We start from the raw sequence: 17035 nt of genomic DNA, 5'->3' as shown, positions 1-17035 counted from the left end.
TGCAATGAGAACGGCGAGCCTGGGCTCGCCGTTCGAGGGTTCATCTCCGTCGTCCCAAAGCGCTCACGCTGCAGCGCGCGACACCTGCTGCGCGTGCTGGTTGCGGTACGAGGCCGCGCGCAGCTCTTCCGGGTCGAAATCGTCGACCGTGATCGCATCCAGCGTGATCCGGCGCAACTCTTCCAACTGCGCGCGTTCCTCGGCCGTGATCCAGCCTTCCTTGACGCCCTCGTCGAGCTGCGCGTCGAACTCAAGCGCTTCGATATCGCTGTTCTTCAGCGCCTTGAGGAACTTGCGTTCGACTGGCTCGGCCAGGATCGCCGTCGGCAGGTAGCTGTTGATGCGGCCGGCGGGATTGTTGGCGCACGGCGTGAGGAACACGCCGGCGGCGAGGCGATCGCGCGCGTCGCACGGCGTCATCAGCAGCGCGGCGACGCGATGGCCCAGTCGGTCGCTCGGCGCTTGCGCGCGGCGGCCCCACGGGAAGATCAGCGCCCACAGCAGCCAGCCGACCGGGCGGATCGGGAAGTTGCGCAGCGCGCCGGACAGCGCCAGTTCGATCTTGTGCACGCTGTCGTGGAAGGCCCAGGCCAGCAGCGGCTGGTCGCCGGCCGGGTTGCCTTCGTCCTGGTAGCGCTTGAGCATGGCGCTGGCGATGTACAGGTTGCTGAGCACGTCGCCGAGCCGACCCGACAGCGATTCCTTGAACTTCAGCTTGCCGCCGAGCAGCAGCATCGAGGTGTCCGACATCACCGACAGGCAGGCCGAGTAGCGGTTGAGCTTGCGGTAGAAGCGGCGCGTGTAGTCGTCGCCCGGCGCGCTGCCGATGCGCGATGCGGTCAAACCGAACCACCAGCTGCGCACCGCATTGGAGATCGCGTAGCCGATATGGCCGAACAGGTTGGCGTCGAATTCGTCGATGCGCTGTTTCGGATCTTGCAGTTGGGCCGCCTTCATCTCCTTCATCACCCACGGATGGCACAGGATCGCGCCCTGGCCGAAGATCATCAGGCTGCGGGTCATGATGTTGGCGCCTTCCACCGTGATGCTGATCGGCGTGGCCTGCCAGGCGCGGCCCAGATAATTGCGCGGACCGAGGATGATGCCCTTGCCGCCATGGATGTCCATGACGTCCTTGATCACTTCGCGGCCCAGCTCGGTGCAGTGGTATTTCGCGATGGTCGACGGCACCGCCGGGTTCTCGCCGCGCGCTACGGCCGCGGCGGTGGCCTGCGACAGCGCGCTGGCCGCATAAGCCTTGCCGCCGATGCGGGCGAGCGCTTCCTCGACGCCTTCGAAACGGCCCACCGACAAACCGAACTGCTTGCGGATGCGCGCGTACGCGCCCGACACCACCGCGCCCATCTTGACGCCGCCGCTGGCGGTGGAGGGCAGGGTGATCGAGCGGCCGATCGACAGGCATTCCATCAGCATCTGCCAGCCGCGGCCGGCATAGTCTTCGCCACCGATCAGCTGCGACAGCGGCACGAACACGTCCTTGCCGTGGATCGGGCCGTTCTGGAACGGCGTATTGAGCGGGAAGTGGCGGCGGCCGATCTCCAGCCCCGGCGTGTCGCTGGGCACCAGCGCCAGCGAGATGCCGATGTCGCGCTTGTCGCCGAGCAGGCCGTCCGGGTCGTACATGCGGAACGCCACGCCGATCAGCGTCGCCACCGGGGCCAGCGTGATGTAGCGCTTGTTCAAGGTCAGGCGGATGCCGAGCACGCTGGCGCCGTTCCAGTCGCCCTGGCAGACGATGCCGTAATCGGGGATGGAGGTCGCATCGGAACCGGCGAACGGCCCGGTCAGCGCGAAACACGGCACTTCACGGCCGTCGGCCAGGCGCGGCAGGTATTGCTGCTTCTGTTCGTCGGTGCCGTAGTGCATCAGCAGTTCGGCCGGGCCCAGCGAGTTGGGCACGCCGACGGTGGAGCTGACCGTCGAGGAAATCGAAGCGAGCTTCTGGATCACCTTGTGGTTCATCAGCGCCGAGAAACCCAGGCCGCCGTATTCCTTCGGGATGTTCAAGCCGAAGAATTTATTGCGCTTGATGTAGTCCCACATCTCCGACGGCAGATCGGCGCGCACATGGGTGATGTCCCACTCGTCGATCATCGTGCACAGCTCTTCGCAGGGGCCGTCGAGGAAGGCCTGTTCCTCGGCGGTGAGCTGCGGCTTGGGCAGCGACAGGAGTTGGTCCCAGTCGGGCTTGCCGGAGAACAGCTCACCCTCGAAGCCGACCGTGCCCGATTCCAGCGCGGTGCGCTCGGTTTCCGACAGCGGCGGCAACAACTTGGTGTAGAACTTCAGCAGCGGCGCGGTGATGAAAGGCTTGCGGATCTGCGGCAGCAGCAGCGGCACGGCGATGAGCGCGACCAGCACGCCGGCGACGATGGTCGCCGCGGGACTGGCGCCCAACAACCAGCAGGCGACCAGCAGGCTGGCGGTCAGCGCGGCCCAGACCGCAAGACGCAGGCGGTGATAGGCGGCGAAAGCGCCCGCGAGCAGGAAAGCGATAAAGGGAAGCGCGACGCTCATGGCTATGCTCCGGCGAGCCCGCAGGCTCAGGCAAGGTTAGGGGCCAGCGCGTGAGGCGGGTGTTCGCCTTACGGCTTTACCATACGCATAAGTATGGATAGTATTCCAGGCTACGTCAACGCATTCAGTCAGCCGGGCTTACCCGGCAATGTTCGATACTGTCCCTGACCCTACCGTATGGATAAACTCTCGCCATGACCCTCGCCGCCGCCAAATCCGAACGCAGCGGCCGCCTCAGCGCCGACGATTGGGCCCAGGCCGCCTTGGATCTCATCGCCGAGCAAGGCGTCGCGGCCGTCGCGGTGGAACCGCTGGCCCGGCGGCTGGGGGTGACCAAGGGCAGCTTCTACTGGCATTTCCCGTCGCGCGACGCCTTGTTGGTGGCCGCGCTCGAGCGCTGGGAGAAGGTCGAGCAGGAAACCGTGTTCGGCCAGCTCGAGCCCATCCCCGATCCGCGCCAGCGCCTGCGTTCGCTGTTCCACCTGGTGGCCAACGAGGTCAAGTCGCACATCATCTATTCCGAGCTGCTCAAGGCGCTGGACCACCCGGCCGTGCAGCCGGTAATCGGCCGTATTTCCGAGCGGCGGCTGGAATATCTCACCGCCTCGTTCCGCCAGGTCGGCCTGAGCCGCACCGATGCGCGCTACCGGGCGCAGCTGCTGTACGCGGCCTACGTCGGTTTCCTGCAGCTCAACCTGCAGTTGCACCAGACCCGCATGCAGCACGACGAGTTCGAGGCCTATGTCGAACACATGATGGACACGCTCATCCCCAAGGCGTGAGCGCGGCAGGCCGGCAGCACGGATACCCCGTTTATCTCGAAGGATCGCTATGAGCACTTCCACAGAACATTTCGGCAAACCGGTACCGCAGCCGCTCGCAGCCGAAGCCAGCCAGCTGGACGCGCTCAACCAATGGGTGATGGAAGTCGCCCGGCTGACCGAGCCGGCGCGCATCCAGTGGTGCGACGGCAGCGACAGCGAACACGACGAGCTGGTCGAGCTGATGCAGGACGACGGCACCCTGCTGCCGCTGAATCCGGACACGCATCCCAACAGCTGGCTGCACCTTTCCGACCCCGACGACGTGGCCCGCGTCGAGCACCTCACCTTCGTCTGCACCGGCGACGCCGAGACGGCCGGCCCCAACAACCACTGGATGGCGCCCGACGAAGCCCACGCCAAGATGGACGCGCTGTTCGCCGGCTGCATGCGCGGCCGCACCATGTACGTGGTCCCGTACTGCATGGGCCCGATCGATTCGCCGCTGGCGCGTTGCGGCGTGGAGGTCACCGATTCGCCGTATGTGGTCGCCAATATGCGGATCATGACGCGGATGGGCGCGGCGGCGCTGGCGCGCATCGAGCGCGAAGGAAGCTTCGTGCGCGGACTGCATTCGATCGGCGAACTCGATCCCGAACGCCGCTTCATCATGCATTTCCCCGAAGAACTGCTGATCAAAAGCTACGGGTCCGGCTACGGCGGCAATGCGCTGCTGGGCAAGAAATGCCATGCGCTGCGCATCGCTTCGTACCAGGCGCGCCAGGAAGGCTGGCTGGCCGAGCACATGCTGATCGTCGGCATCGAGAATCCGCAGGGCGAAACGCATTACATCGCCGCGGCCTTCCCCAGCGCCTGCGGCAAGACCAACCTAGCCATGCTGATCCCGCCGGAAAGCTATCGCCGGGCCGGCTGGAAGGTATGGACCGTCGGCGACGACATCTGCTGGATGCGTCCGGGCGCCGACGGCAGGTTGTGGGCGATCAATCCGGAGGCCGGCTATTTCGGCGTGGCGCCGGGCACATCGGCCAAATCCAACCCGAATGCGTTGGCGTCGATCCAGCGCGACACTATCTTCACCAACGTCGCCACCACCGCCGACCGGCAGCCGTGGTGGGAAGGCTTGGATGACCGCGTCCCGGCCAAGGATTGGCAAGGCCGCGATTACGACCGCAACAACAGCCCCGCCGCTCATCCCAATTCGCGCTTCACCGTCAGCGCCAAGCAGTGCCCCAGCTATTCGCCGCATGCCGAGGACCCGCAGGGCGTGCCGATCAGCGCGATCGTATTCGGCGGCCGCCGCGCCTCGCTGGTGCCGCTGGTGTTCGAAGCGCGCGACTGGACCCACGGGGTGTTGGTCGGCGCTTCGATGGGTTCGGAGACCACCGCAGCGGCCACCGGCGCGGTCGGCGTGATGCGCCGCGATCCGATGGCGATGAAGCCGTTCTGCGGCTACAACTTCGCCGACTATTTCGCGCACTGGCTATCGTTCGACAAGCCGGGCGCGAAGCTGCCGAAGATCTTCCACGTCAACTGGTTCCGCAAGGGCGACGATGGCCAGTTCCTGTGGCCGGGCTTCGGCGACAACCTGCGGGTGCTGGAATGGATGATCGGCCGGGTGAAGGGCGAAGCGCGCGCCGTCGACACGCCCATCGGCGCGTTGCCCAAGGCCGACGACCTAAATCTGGAAGGGGTCGAGTTGACGCCCGAGGCCCAAGACAAACTATTCGCCTTCGAGCGGGAAGGCTGGCTCCGCGAATTCGACGGCATCGCCGGCTACCTGAACGAATACGGCGGACGGTTACCTTCGGCACTACTGGTCGAGCAGAAAAATATCGCAGCAACCCTTCGCGGGTAGTGTGCTGCAACGCACTATGCGTCTCGCAAGATGTTGAGACTTGATTAAAAATTTATAACTAGTTCAATAACTTAGACTTCGAAGCCTTATGGTTTTAGCGCCAAGCTAAAATTCTTATGTGAATTTAGCCTGAAAGGCTTGTTAATTATTTGTGTCGCCCCCTATAGTCCGATGGTCATGCCAACTTTGGGCATAGACGGACTGTTTTTTTGATCACTTTTGATCCGTAGGGGGTTACACAGAATGGCACGTCAATTTACAAAGGGCTTCAAGCGAAGCGCCTTGACCGTCGCGCTGGGTATTTGCTTCGCCGGCAGCGTCAGTGCGCAGAGTTCGGTGGGGTCGATCTTCGGCGAAACCGCTCCGGGCGGGAAGGTCACAATCCTAAACGTTGACAACGGCGTCACTCGCGAGATCACCGCCGGTAGTGACGGTAAGTTCACCTTCCCGCAGCTAGCGCCGGGACGTTACACGGTTACTTCTGCACAGGGTTCTCGCGACGTGCAGGTGCGCGTAGGCACGGGCACGCCGGTGAGCTTCACCACGCCTACGGGCGGCGGCGCGACCAACCTGGGGGCGGTAACGGTCGTCGGTGAGGCTGCGTTCAATCCGATCGACGTCTCGTCGGTTGAATCGACAACGATCTTCTCGGCTGAACAAATTCAGCAGTTGCCTGTGGCAAGGGACATCACAAACGTGGCCTTGCTCGCGCCAGGTACGGTCAAGGGCGATACGGGGTTCGGCAATCTCGCTTCGTTCGGCGGCTCGTCTGTTGCGGAGAACGGTTATTACATCAACGGGTTCGATGTCACCAATATCCATCGGTTTACTTCGTACGCGTCGATGCCCTTCTCTGCCATCGCCGAGCAGCAGGTGAAAACGGGCGGGTACGGGGCTGAGTTCGGCCGTTCGCTCGGAGGCGTGATCAACATAGTGACCAAACGTGGTACCAACGAGTGGCACGGCGGCGTCAGCGCAATCTATTCTCCTTCTTCCTGGCGCGAGCGAGGAAAAGACGTTCTGACTAGGAACGCGGCGCAGGTTGAGGCGAATCCGCTAGACAAGTATTACGCGTACCGTTCGCAAAACGAGTCGGACGATCTGACCTTCAACCTGTGGGGTAGCGGGCCTCTGATCAAGGACCGTCTCTTCTTCTTCGCACTGGCGGAAGGGCGGCGCGAAACTGACGACGTTTACCGTCGTACGACCAGCACCTCGACCAAGAACACCAAGCCGCACGGTATGGTCAAGCTCGATTGGAACATCACGGACAATCATCTGCTTGAGTTCACGGGCATTAGCAATCGTGACTACGATGAGACCGTCGATTATTCCAATCATGATCTTTACGACGGCGCGCATGGCGACGAATCGGCACGGTACGAGGTTCAGAATGGCGGCGAGGTCTACATCGGAAAGTACACGGGTTATCTCACCGATACCTTCACCGTCAGTGCGATGGCGGGCAAGCTTAAGAGCCTGAATAACGCGCAGTTTCCTGCGTCGCTTCCCGGCGCGGAGTGCAATGCGGTCTATGACAGCCGTGGTCCTAACGCCAACGTCACAAATCATCTAGGCTGCTGGAACGAGTCCCAGCTGCAGATCCGCGACCCGGACGCTGGCCCCGACTTCGATGAGCGCAAAGCCTATCGTTTGGATGCTGAGTGGCAGCTAGGCGATCATCGCCTGCGTTTCGGTTACGACCATGAGAAATTCACCTCTTTCCAGGCAGGTCTGACTTATTCGGGCACCAACGATTATTACCGGTACTTCACGGCGAACTCTGGCGTGGTGAACGGCGTCGCAGTGCCGGTAGGCACGGAATACGTGCGCCTGCGCCACTTCGTGTCTTCGACTGGCAGCTACGACATCATCAATACGGCGGCTTATGTCGAGGACAACTGGCAAGCCACGCCCAATCTGATGCTGTATCTGGGCGCGCGTTTGGAGTCGTTCGAGAACAAGAACGATCTAGGGCAGACGTTTATCGAAGCGGATAAGCAGTTTGGTCCTCGCCTAGGGTTTGCGTGGGATGTGAACGGGGATTCCAGTTTCAAGGTCTTCGGTAATGCAGGCCGCTACTTCATTCCCGTAGCGTCGAACACCAATATCCGTGCTTCTGCCGTCGAAGGCATCACTAACCAGTTCTTCACCTTCACGGGTATTGACCCTACTACCGGCGAGCCCATTGCTTTGGGTACGCAGCTGGGCCCCACGCAGATCAATGGTTCCACGGTCGCTCCGGATCCTCGGACGGTCGCCACTCGGAATCTAGATCCGATGTACCAGGATGAATTTATCTTGGGGTTCCAGAAGCAACTGTCCGCGAATTGGACCGTCGGCTTAAGGGGAATCATGCGCAAAGTGCGTAACGGCATGGACGATTACTGCAGCAATCAGGCTTTCATCGACTGGGCGAACGACAATGGCCACCCAGATTTCGCGCCCGACGACGGTGTGGGCACCGACATGGCCAGTTGTTTTGTGATGAACCCGGGCAAGGACGTCGAGTTGTCGATCGACTTGGACAACACGGGTAATCTGACCGAAGTTACGGTGCCGGCCAGCTACTTCGGCTTGCCGGAGTACAGCCGCAGCTACCACGCGGTGGAATTCTTCTTCGAGAGGGCAAAAGCCGATAACTGGTACCTGCAGGGCTCGTATACTTATGCGAAGAGCAGGGGCAACGCCGAAGGCTACGTGAACTCGACGCTGGAGCAGGGCGACGCTGGTCTGACTCAGGACTTCGACCATCGTTTATTCGAGGATGGGGCGTACGGTTATTTGCCTAATGACCGTCGTCATACGCTGAAGCTGTTTGGCAGCTATCAGATCTCAGATGATTGGCGCGTCGGTGCCAATTTCCTCATTCAATCCGGTCGACCTGTCAATTGCAATGGTTTCATTCCGCTCGATGACTTGGGCAATGATGAGGGAACGTTGTTCAGCTATTCGGCTTCCAGCTTCTATTGCATAAACGAGCAAGGTGTTACTACGCTCGGTCATCGTGGGGATCGGGGCCGGACTCCTTGGAGCCGGACGTTTGATGCCTCGCTGGCTTGGACTCCCAAGTTCGGTCCGGGTCAGCTGACCATCCAGCTGGATGTGTTCAACCTCCTCAACTCCCAAACGGTTACCGAATACAACGAAACGGGAGAGGTGAATCGCGCCGCGCCTACACGCGATCCTGATTTCTTAAACGAGCAGAACTTCCTCACCCCCCGGTCCGCCAGGCTTACGGTGGCGTACGAGTTCTAAGCAGTCGACAAAGTTGGGATAGAGACCCTAGCCGCTGGCTCCCCGCCAGCGGCTCTTTTGTTGGCGCCTAGCCCATTGGTCATGCCGGCTGAACATGTCAAACGTGTTGTGCAGTGCAGCAATTGGCGCTCTACCTCTACGAAGTGGGTGGGCTTTTGGGAGCCACGTCCTGAATGAATTCAAAGCTTCAGCCTGAATAGGTGGGTTATCTAGGTAAATTCCCGCTGAGGCCCTTGTTAAAGAATTGTTGGCTGTTCTATAGTCGGCCGGTCATGCCGCCTTTCGGCTCTTGACGTAAACGCATTTCTTATAGGGTCAACTGTCCCATGGGGGTTACAAACAATGGCTTCTAAGTACCTTGCCAAAGGCTTGAAGCGAAGCGCGCTGACCGTTGCACTCGGTCTGAGCTTCGTGGGCGGCGTCCAAGCACAGACCAATACCGCGGGTGTGGTATCTGGTCGTGCTGTCGCCGGCGATACCATCACCGTCGAGAATCCGGCTACCGGCTTCTCGCGTACCATCACCGTGGGTGCCGACGGCAACTATCGCCTGTCGCAAGTGCCGATCGGCCAATACACCGTTACCCGCAAGGGCGTCGACGGCTCGACCAGCAGTCGCACCACCAATGTCAGCGTAGGCACCTCTTCCAACGTCACCTTCGTCAGCGGCACCGGCGACGCGCAGACGCTGGATACCGTGACCGTCGTGGGTACTGGTGCTATCAATCCGATCGACGTGTCGTCGGTCGAATCGACCACCATCCTGACCGCGGAACAGATCGCCAAGATTCCGGTCGCCCGCGATGCCACCAGCGTCGCGCTGTTGGCCCCGGGCACCGTGCGCGGCGATGCCGCGTTCGGCAACCTGGCGTCGTTCGGCGGTGCTTCCGTGGCCGAGAACCAGTACTACGTCAACGGCTTCAACATCACCAACACGTTCCAGAACCTCAACTTCGCGCAGATTCCGTACGAAGCTATCGCCGAGCAGCAGATCAAGACCGGCGGCTACGGCGCCGAGTTCGGCCGTTCGCTGGGCGGCGTGGTCAACATGATCACCAAGCGCGGCACCAACGAGTTCCACGCCGGCGGCAACATCTTCTGGGAACCGGAAGACCTGCGCGAGGAAGTCAAGAACACTTATCTGACGACCGGTGTGCTGCGCCAGGATAATTCCAAGGATTCGCAGTGGCAGGCCGTCGCTTCGGTTTGGGCCAGCGGCGCGCTGATCAAAGACAAGCTGTTCGCCTACGGCCTGATCTCCTATGGCCGCAAGGACAATGAGATCTACGGCAACGTCTTGTCTTCCACCAACTCCAGCGATCAGACGGAAACCCCGAACTGGTTGCTGAAGATGGACTGGAACATCACCGACAACCATCTGCTCGAGCTGACCGCGTTCTCGGACAAGACGGAAACCGACAGCGACGTTTACCTGAATCCTGTGGGCGAGTTGAACCGCACTACGTTCCTCGGCACCAACTTCACAGAGCAGGGTGGTGAGAACTATGTGCTGAAGTACACCGGCTATTTGACGGACAACTTCACCCTGTCCGCCCTGGCCGGCCACAGCAAGTTCTCGCGCGGCCAGCGTCTGCGGACAGCGGGCGGCTTGGACGTGTCGTACGGCGGCGATATCAACAACCCCGCCACCGGCTGCCCGATCATCACGGATTTGCGACCGGGCTACCGCCGCGCGATCGACGGCACCCGTGCGAGCACCTGTAACATCACTGGCGCCCAGATCGTCCGCCAGGACGCCGAGGACACCCGTGACCAGTACCGCATCGACGCCGAATGGCAATTGGGCGACCACCTGCTGCGCTTCGGCTACGACGTCGACGATTTCGAGTCGGTCGATGGCGGTTCGTTCGAGGGCGGCCGCGTGTGGAGCTATCGCACTGACGATCCGGACGATATCCCGAACAACGGCGACGAAACCGATTTCGTCCGCGAGCAGATCGTAAACCAGGGCGCCACCGTCAAGGTCGAGCAGCGCGCGTACTACATCCAGGACAGCTGGAACGTTACCGACAACTTCGTCGCCTATATCGGCGGCCGTTGGGACAGCTTCAAGAACATCAATGGCCAGGGTCAGGCTTACGTCGATATCGAAAACCAGTTCGGCCCGCGTCTGGGCTTCTCCTGGGACGTGAACGGCGATTCCACGTTCAAAGTCTTCGGTAACGCCGGTCGCTATGCCTTGCCGTTGACGGCCACCGTGGCCGTGCGTGGCGCCAGCGCCTCGCTGTTCACTCGCGAAGAGTTCGACTACACCGGCTTCGACCCTGTGACGGGCGAGCCGACCGGTCTGACCTCGTGGGGTAACTTCCGTTTCGTCAATGGCGAATTCGGTACTGCCAAGAATCCGCTGACCATCGCCTCGAAGAACCTCGATCCGATGTATCAGGACGAGTACATCCTGGGCTTCCAGAAAGCGTTGAACGACAACTTCTCGCTCGGTATCCGCGGCATCTACCGTGAGCTGAAGGCGGCGATCGACGACAACTGCGATTACACCGCGATCCTGAGGGCGGGCGGTTTCGCACAGGATGACGACGGGCATTGGCTGCGCAACGGTCAGGAAGCTGTGTTGCCGAACGCCGGTTTCCCGTACTGCCGTATGTTCAATCCCGGCGAAGACGCAGTCTTCCTCACGGATTTCTTCAACACCGGCGTTCTGGAAGAAACCACGGTTCCCGGCGAGCTTCTTTCGCCGAAGGCCAAGCGCAAGTACGCCGCGCTTGAGTTCTTCTTCGACGGCAACTGGGACAAGTTCTTCCTGCAGGGTTCGTACACCTACGCCAAGAGCAGGGGCAACACCGAAGGCGGCGTGAAGTCGGATATCGGCCAGTCCGATACCAACGTGACCCAGGACTTCGACTACCTCGAACTGACGGTCGACAGCTACGGCTATCTGCCGAACGATCGCCGCCACAGCCTGAAGCTGTTCGGCAATTACGAAATCAGCGACGAGTGGTCGGTTGGCGCCAACCTGTTGGTGCAGTCTGGCCGTCCGATGAACTGCCTGGGTGTCCTCGACACTGACCCGGTTGAGCCGGGCGTCCAAGCTCACCCGTATGGTTCGTCGTTCTTCCGTTGCGATGGCATTCCGACCCCGCGTGGTACTGGCGGTCGTCTGTCCTGGAGCTCCAACGTCGACCTCAACGTGGCCTACCGCCCGTCGTACGTCGAAGGCCTGCAGTTCAAGGTTGACATCTTCAACCTCATGAACTCGCAGAAGGTGACCTCGGTGAATGAGCAGGTCGAAGACGGTACGTCCGGCACCCGCTTGGAAACGGCATTCCTGCCGGCGTCGTTCCAGGCGCCGCGTTCGGTCCGCTTCATGGTGCAGTACGACTTCTGATAAGCGGTAAAAAATCAGAGGATGTTGACCTTGACCGCTGGCCTTCGGGCCAGCGGTTTTTTATGGGCCGGCCCCGGCGATCGCATACGGCCGCTCAAGCTACAAAAAAATTTCGGATCCAGTCGCAAATGAGCCTGCGACGCAAATGGACGAAATGGCTTAGGTCGTCATGACCTTCAGATATGACTTCCGGCATAGAAAAAGCGTGCCTTCCGCCGCAAATGCCCCAAAACGCGACCGAACCGCGCGACCTATCGTTGTCTGTATGACTATCGGCACGGTGACCGATAGCACAAGCCACGACCTTATGGCTTGGCATATGTGGCTGATTTTAAAGAAAATTTTTGCCATTCGACCCTTGTTAAGGATTTGTTGACTGCCTATAGTCGGCCGGTCATGCCGCTTTTCGGCCCTGACTCCACTTGCAGTTCTTTTAGGTCAACAGTCCTACGGGGGTTACACCAATGGCTTCTAAGTACCTTGTCAAAGGCCTGAAGCGAAGCGCACTGACCGTTGCACTCGGTCTGAGCTTCGTGGGCGGCGTCCAGGCGCAGAGCAATACCGCAGGCGCCGTGTCCGGCCGTGCCACGGCCGGCGATACCATCACCATCGAAAACACCAATACCGGCTTCTCGCGCACCATCACGGTCTCGGGCGACGGTAGTTACCGCTTGTCGCAGCTGCCGATCGGCCAGTACACGATCACCCGCAAAGGCGTGGACGGCGCTACCAGCACGCGCACCGCGAGCGTCAGCGTAGGTACTGCATCCAACATCGACTTCGTCAATGCGAGCGGCGCGCAGACGCTCGATACGGTCACCGTCGTCGGCTCCGCCGCGATCAACCCGATCGACGTGTCGTCGGTCGAGTCGACCACCATCCTGACCGCCGAGCAGATCGCCAAGATTCCGGTGCAACGCGACGCCACCAGCGTCGCGCTCCTCGCGCCGGGCACCGTGCGCGGCGACGCCGCTTTCGGGAAATTGGCTTCGTTCGGCGGTTCGTCGGTCGCCGAGAACCAGTACTACCTCAACGGTTTCAACATCACCAATACGTTCAAGAACCTCAATTTCGCCCAGATCCCTTACGAGGCGATCGCCGAACAGCAGGTCAAGACCGGCGGTTACGGCGCCGAGTTCGGCCGTTCGACCGGCGGCGTGATCAACATGATCAGCAAGAGCGGTACCAACGAGTTCAAGGCTGGCGGCAACGTGTTTTGGACGCCGGAGTCGCTGAGCGAGCCCACGCCCGACCTGTACTACAACGATGGCCGCCTGGTATCCGACAATTCGAAGGACACGGGCTGGGAAGCGACCGCTGCCGTTTGGGCCAGCGGCGCGCTGGTCAAGGACAAGTTGTTCGGTTACGCCCTGCTGCAGTACGGCCGTACCCAGAAGGACGCCTATCCGGGTTCGACCGACGGCATCAGCGGCGGCAGGAACACGCTCGAAGAGGAGAAGTCGCCCACTTGGCTGTTGAAGATGGATTGGAACATCACCGACAACCATCTGCTCGCGCTGACCGCGTTCTCCGACACTCGCAAGACCGAAACCAAGTACTACAACACCGGCTTCGGCACCGATGCGGCCCCCAATGCCGCCAATCCGAGCCGCCGGGACTACGTCGGCAGCCTAAAGACGGAAGAGGGCGGTGACAGTTACGCGCTGAAGTACACCGGTTACTTGTCCGATAATTTCACCCTGTCGGCACTGGCCGGTCACGGCGAGTTCAAGCGCCGCAACTATGCGATTTTGCCCAACGGCTCGCGCATGCAGTACAGCGGCAACCTGAACGATCCGGTCGGCGGCTGCCCCATCGTCCGCGACTTCCGTCCCGATGCGGTGCAGCAGGCTACGGGTACGCTCGTCGGCTGCGATTTTGCAGGCTCGCTGATCCGCGCAGACGCCGGCGACGAACGCGACCAGTACCGCATCGATGCGGAATGGCTGCTGGGCGACCACCAAATCCGCTTCGGCTATGACGTCGACGATTTCACCACGGTCGACGGCTCGGTCTATTCGGGCGGCTACTACTATCAGTACTACCAGCTCGCCGGCCAGGATTTCGTGCGCCGCTACGACATCCGCCAGGGCGCCACCGTAGAAGTAAACCAGGAGGCGTTCTACCTGGAGGACAGCTGGCATGTCACCGACAACTTCATGTTGTACGGCGGCGTGCGCTGGGACAGCTTCGAGAACAAGAACGGGGCGGGCCAGAGCTATGTCAAGATCGACGACCAGTTCGCGCCGCGCCTGGGCTTCTCGTGGGACGTCAACGGCGATTCCAGCTTCAAGGTGTTCGGTAACGCGGGCCGCTACGCGCTGCCGCTGACGGCCAACGTAGCCATCCGCGGTGCCAGCGCCTCGCTGTTCGTGCATCAGGACTTCTTCTACGACAGCATCGCCACCGACGGCAGTTCGGCGCCGCAAGGGTTGACGCCGTGCACGTTGGACGCCTGCGATGCCGCGCCGTTCTACCATAACGGCGAAAGCGGGGCGGCCAAGGATCCGCGCGCCATCGCTTCGACGAATCTGGACCCGATGTACCAGGACGAGTTCATCCTCGGCTTCCAGATGCAGTTGACCGACCACTTGTCGGCCGGCGTTCGCGGCATTTATCGCAAACTCGAGCGTGCCATCGACGATACCTGCGATACGGCGCCGATCGAGAGCTGGGCGATCGCCAACGGCTTCGACCCCGATAGCATCGCTTACGGCAATCCGGCCTTCCCTTACTGCCGTCTCTACAACCCCGGCAGCGACGGCGTCTGGAACCTGGACGTGGACGGCAACGGCACCCTGGAAACTGTCACGGTCCCCGCCGATCAGCTCGGCCCCGAAGCGAAGCGCTCTTACAGTGCGCTCGAATTCTTCTGGGAAGGTAGCTGGGACAAGTTCTTCCTGCAGGGTTCCTACACCTATGCGCGCAGCAAGGGCAACAGCGAAGGCGGCGTGAAGTCCGACATCGGCCAGGGCGACACCGGCACCACTCAGGACTTCGACTACCCGGCATTGATGCTTGGCTCGTACGGCTATCTACCTAACGATCGCCGCCACAGCCTGAAACTGTTCGGCAATTATGAGATCACCGACGAATGGTCGGTGGGCGCGAACTTGGTCGTGCAGTCGGGTCGCCCGGTGAACTGCTTCGGCGTGTACGGCGACGATCCGACGGGTTACGGCGCGTCCTACTTCTCCTGCGGCAACACCGAGCCGGTGGGCGGAAGCAACGACAACGGCACCACCATCGTGCACCGCGGTTCGGCAGGCCGCACGCCCTGGACGAATACGGTCGACCTCAATGTAGCCTACAGCCCGGCTTACGTCGAAGGCCTCACGTTCAAGGTCGACGTGTTCAACGTGTTCAATTCGGACAAGCCTACTGCCGTAGACGAAGTGGGCGAAGACGATACGGGCAGCATCGTGGGTGCGGCCAGCACCTACCTGACCCCGTTGAACTGGCAGACGCCGCGCTCGGTCCGCTTCATGGTCCAGTACGACTTCTAAGCCGAGCGATCGGTTCTACGATGTCCAGCGGCCGCCTTCGGGCGGCCGCTTTTTTATTGGGTTCCTGCGCGCCGCCAGCAGGATCGGCGCCGCGGCGGTTATCCTATGCCGCTAGCCTTTCCGGGAAGATGGATGGATCAGCGACTGGCGCAGCATTGGGCCCAGGCCAAGGGCCACGAGGGCGCGCGCGATGTGGCCGCGGCCAAAGCGGCCTACGAAGCGATCCTCAAGCTGGACGCCGGGCAGGCCGCTGCCTGGCTGCGGCTGTCGGCGTTCGCGACGGCCGAAGACCGCTATCGCACCGCGCGGTTGAATGCGCTCAACGCCGCGAAAGCCGTCGCCGACAGACGCGACTGGAAGCATCTGCCTTTCGTCACGATGCGGCTGCTGAGCTTCGACGAGCGCAACACGATCCGCGACCTGATCCTGAACGCGGATTGGTCCGATCGCGAGGTCATCGGGCAATCCGCCGTCCTGTCGCAGCACCTGTGGCTGATCGGCGAGTACGACGCCTCATTGCGCTTGATCGACGAAGCGGAACGCTTCGTGCGCGGCCATCCGCTGCTGAGCTATTCGCGCGCCAATGCGCTGCGCTACTGCGGGCGCATGGACGAGGCCACCGCCGAATACGAGCGCTGCATCGCCCTGGCTCCCGGTTACGCCTACGCGCATTGGTCGCTGGCTTATCATCAGAAAGCCAATCCCCTCGGCAGCCGCGTGGACAGGATCGCGCGGGCAAAACGCGCCGCCGCCGAAGGTTCGCTGGAACGCATCCACCTCTGCTATGCGCTGTTCAAGGAGTTCGACGACGCTGGCGATCCGGACAAGGCCTGGCCGGAACTGCAGGAAGGTGCGGCCGCCATGCGCCGGCTGCTGCGGCACGACAGCGGCGAGGAAGCCCGGCGGCTTGCGGCATTGCAGACGCTGACCGACGACGACTGGTTGCGCGGCTCGGACGCGGCTGCCGATACGCGGATACCGGTGTTCATCGTGGGCATGCCGCGCAGCGGAACCACGCTGGTCGAACGCATCCTCAGCAACTACGAACAGATCGCCACCGGCGGCGAATTGAACGATTTCGGCCAATCCGCCAGCTGGGAAGCCGACCATTTCTTCACCAGCCCCTTGCGCGAAGCTTCGCTGGAGCGTTGGCTGGCGGCCGACTATGCCGCGATAGGCGCGGAATACGTGCGCCGGACCGAGCGGTTGGCTGCGGGAAAAAACTATCTGATCGACAAGAATCCGCTGAACTTCTTCAACGCCGGCTTCATCCGCAAGGCGCTGCCCCAGGCCAAGATGATCTGCCTGGTGCGGGAGCCGATGGACGCGTGCTTCTCCAATCTCAAGGAGCTCTTCTCCGGAGATGCCTACCCCTACAGTTACGACCAGGAAGAGCTCGCCGACCACTACATCGAGTTCGACAAACTAAGGTCGCACTGGGAAGAAACGATGCCCGAGCACCTGCATACGGTGCGCTACGAGGACCTGGTCAAGGACCCGGCCGGCGTGACCCGATCCATGATGGCGTTCTGCGGCGTGCCCTATGCCGCCGACAGCATCGATATCACGCGCAACGCGACGCCGGTGTCGACGGCCAGCAGTTCGCAGGTCCGGCAGCCGATACACGCCGGCAACGTCGATGCGTGGGAAAAGTACGCCGCTCGTCTGGAGCCGCTCAAGCGCAGGCTGAGCGCGGGGCGCATGCTGTGAGGCCTGCGTCTAGAATGCGCTTG

The 17035-nt window shown here is 61.7% G+C and carries 7 protein-coding genes; 6 read left to right on the top strand and 1 reads right to left on the bottom strand.

The window, feature by feature from the left end; all coding sequences use genetic code 11:
- Positions 1-63: 63 nt before the first annotated feature.
- Complete coding sequence (locus M2650_RS11870) at positions 64-2538, bottom strand: acyl-CoA dehydrogenase (RefSeq protein ID WP_249474770.1); 2475 nt, start codon at positions 2536-2538, stop codon at positions 64-66.
- A 194-nt stretch (positions 2539-2732) separates the two neighbouring features.
- Between M2650_RS11870 and M2650_RS11865 the strand changes: the two genes are divergently transcribed.
- The 6 genes from M2650_RS11865 to M2650_RS11840 all read left to right on the top strand — a co-directional run bounded on the left by M2650_RS11865 (position 2733) and on the right by M2650_RS11840 (position 17012).
- Positions 2733-3320 (top strand): TetR/AcrR family transcriptional regulator, encoded by a 588-nt coding sequence (locus M2650_RS11865; RefSeq protein ID WP_249474768.1) that lies wholly within the window; start codon positions 2733-2735, stop codon positions 3318-3320.
- 49 nt (positions 3321-3369) lie between these two features.
- Positions 3370-5175: a phosphoenolpyruvate carboxykinase (GTP) gene (locus tag M2650_RS11860; protein WP_249474766.1), complete on the top strand. Its 1806-nt coding sequence runs from the start codon at positions 3370-3372 to the stop codon at positions 5173-5175.
- Between the two features lie 243 nt (positions 5176-5418).
- Entirely contained in the window at positions 5419-8433 is a 3015-nt protein-coding gene (locus tag M2650_RS11855) for a TonB-dependent receptor (protein WP_249474765.1), read from the top strand.
- Between the two features lie 342 nt (positions 8434-8775).
- Positions 8776-11796, top strand: coding sequence for a TonB-dependent receptor (locus M2650_RS11850; RefSeq protein WP_249474763.1), 3021 nt, complete (start codon positions 8776-8778; stop codon positions 11794-11796).
- Positions 11797-12260: 464 nt separating this feature from the next.
- Complete coding sequence (locus tag M2650_RS11845) at positions 12261-15302, top strand: TonB-dependent receptor (protein WP_249474762.1); 3042 nt, start codon at positions 12261-12263, stop codon at positions 15300-15302.
- A gap of 132 nt (positions 15303-15434) precedes the next feature.
- Positions 15435-17012, top strand: a complete 1578-nt coding sequence (locus M2650_RS11840) for a tetratricopeptide repeat-containing sulfotransferase family protein (RefSeq protein WP_249474760.1) — start codon at positions 15435-15437, stop codon at positions 17010-17012.
- The last annotated feature ends 23 nt before the right edge of the window (positions 17013-17035 follow it).

This window comes from Luteimonas galliterrae (genome assembly GCF_023374055.1).
In the GTDB taxonomy this organism is placed as follows: domain Bacteria; phylum Pseudomonadota; class Gammaproteobacteria; order Xanthomonadales; family Xanthomonadaceae; genus Luteimonas_C; species Luteimonas_C galliterrae.
This window is presented reverse-complemented; position numbering and strand designations above follow the sequence as displayed.

Bases quoted from the DNA above. Each gene is read 5' to 3' on its own strand.
- M2650_RS11870 (WP_249474770.1), bottom strand. From the start codon at position 2,538: ATGAGCGTCGCGCTTCCCTTTATCGCTTTCCTGCTCGCGGGCGCTTTC.
- M2650_RS11855 (WP_249474765.1), top strand. From the start codon at position 5,419: ATGGCACGTCAATTTACAAAGGGCTTCAAGCGAAGCGCCTTGACCGTC.
- M2650_RS11840 (WP_249474760.1), top strand. From the start codon at position 15,435: ATGGATCAGCGACTGGCGCAGCATTGGGCCCAGGCCAAGGGCCACGAG.
- M2650_RS11865 (WP_249474768.1), top strand. From the start codon at position 2,733: ATGACCCTCGCCGCCGCCAAATCCGAACGCAGCGGCCGCCTCAGCGCC.
- M2650_RS11845 (WP_249474762.1), top strand. From the start codon at position 12,261: ATGGCTTCTAAGTACCTTGTCAAAGGCCTGAAGCGAAGCGCACTGACC.
- M2650_RS11860 (WP_249474766.1), top strand. From the start codon at position 3,370: ATGAGCACTTCCACAGAACATTTCGGCAAACCGGTACCGCAGCCGCTC.
- M2650_RS11850 (WP_249474763.1), top strand. From the start codon at position 8,776: ATGGCTTCTAAGTACCTTGCCAAAGGCTTGAAGCGAAGCGCGCTGACC.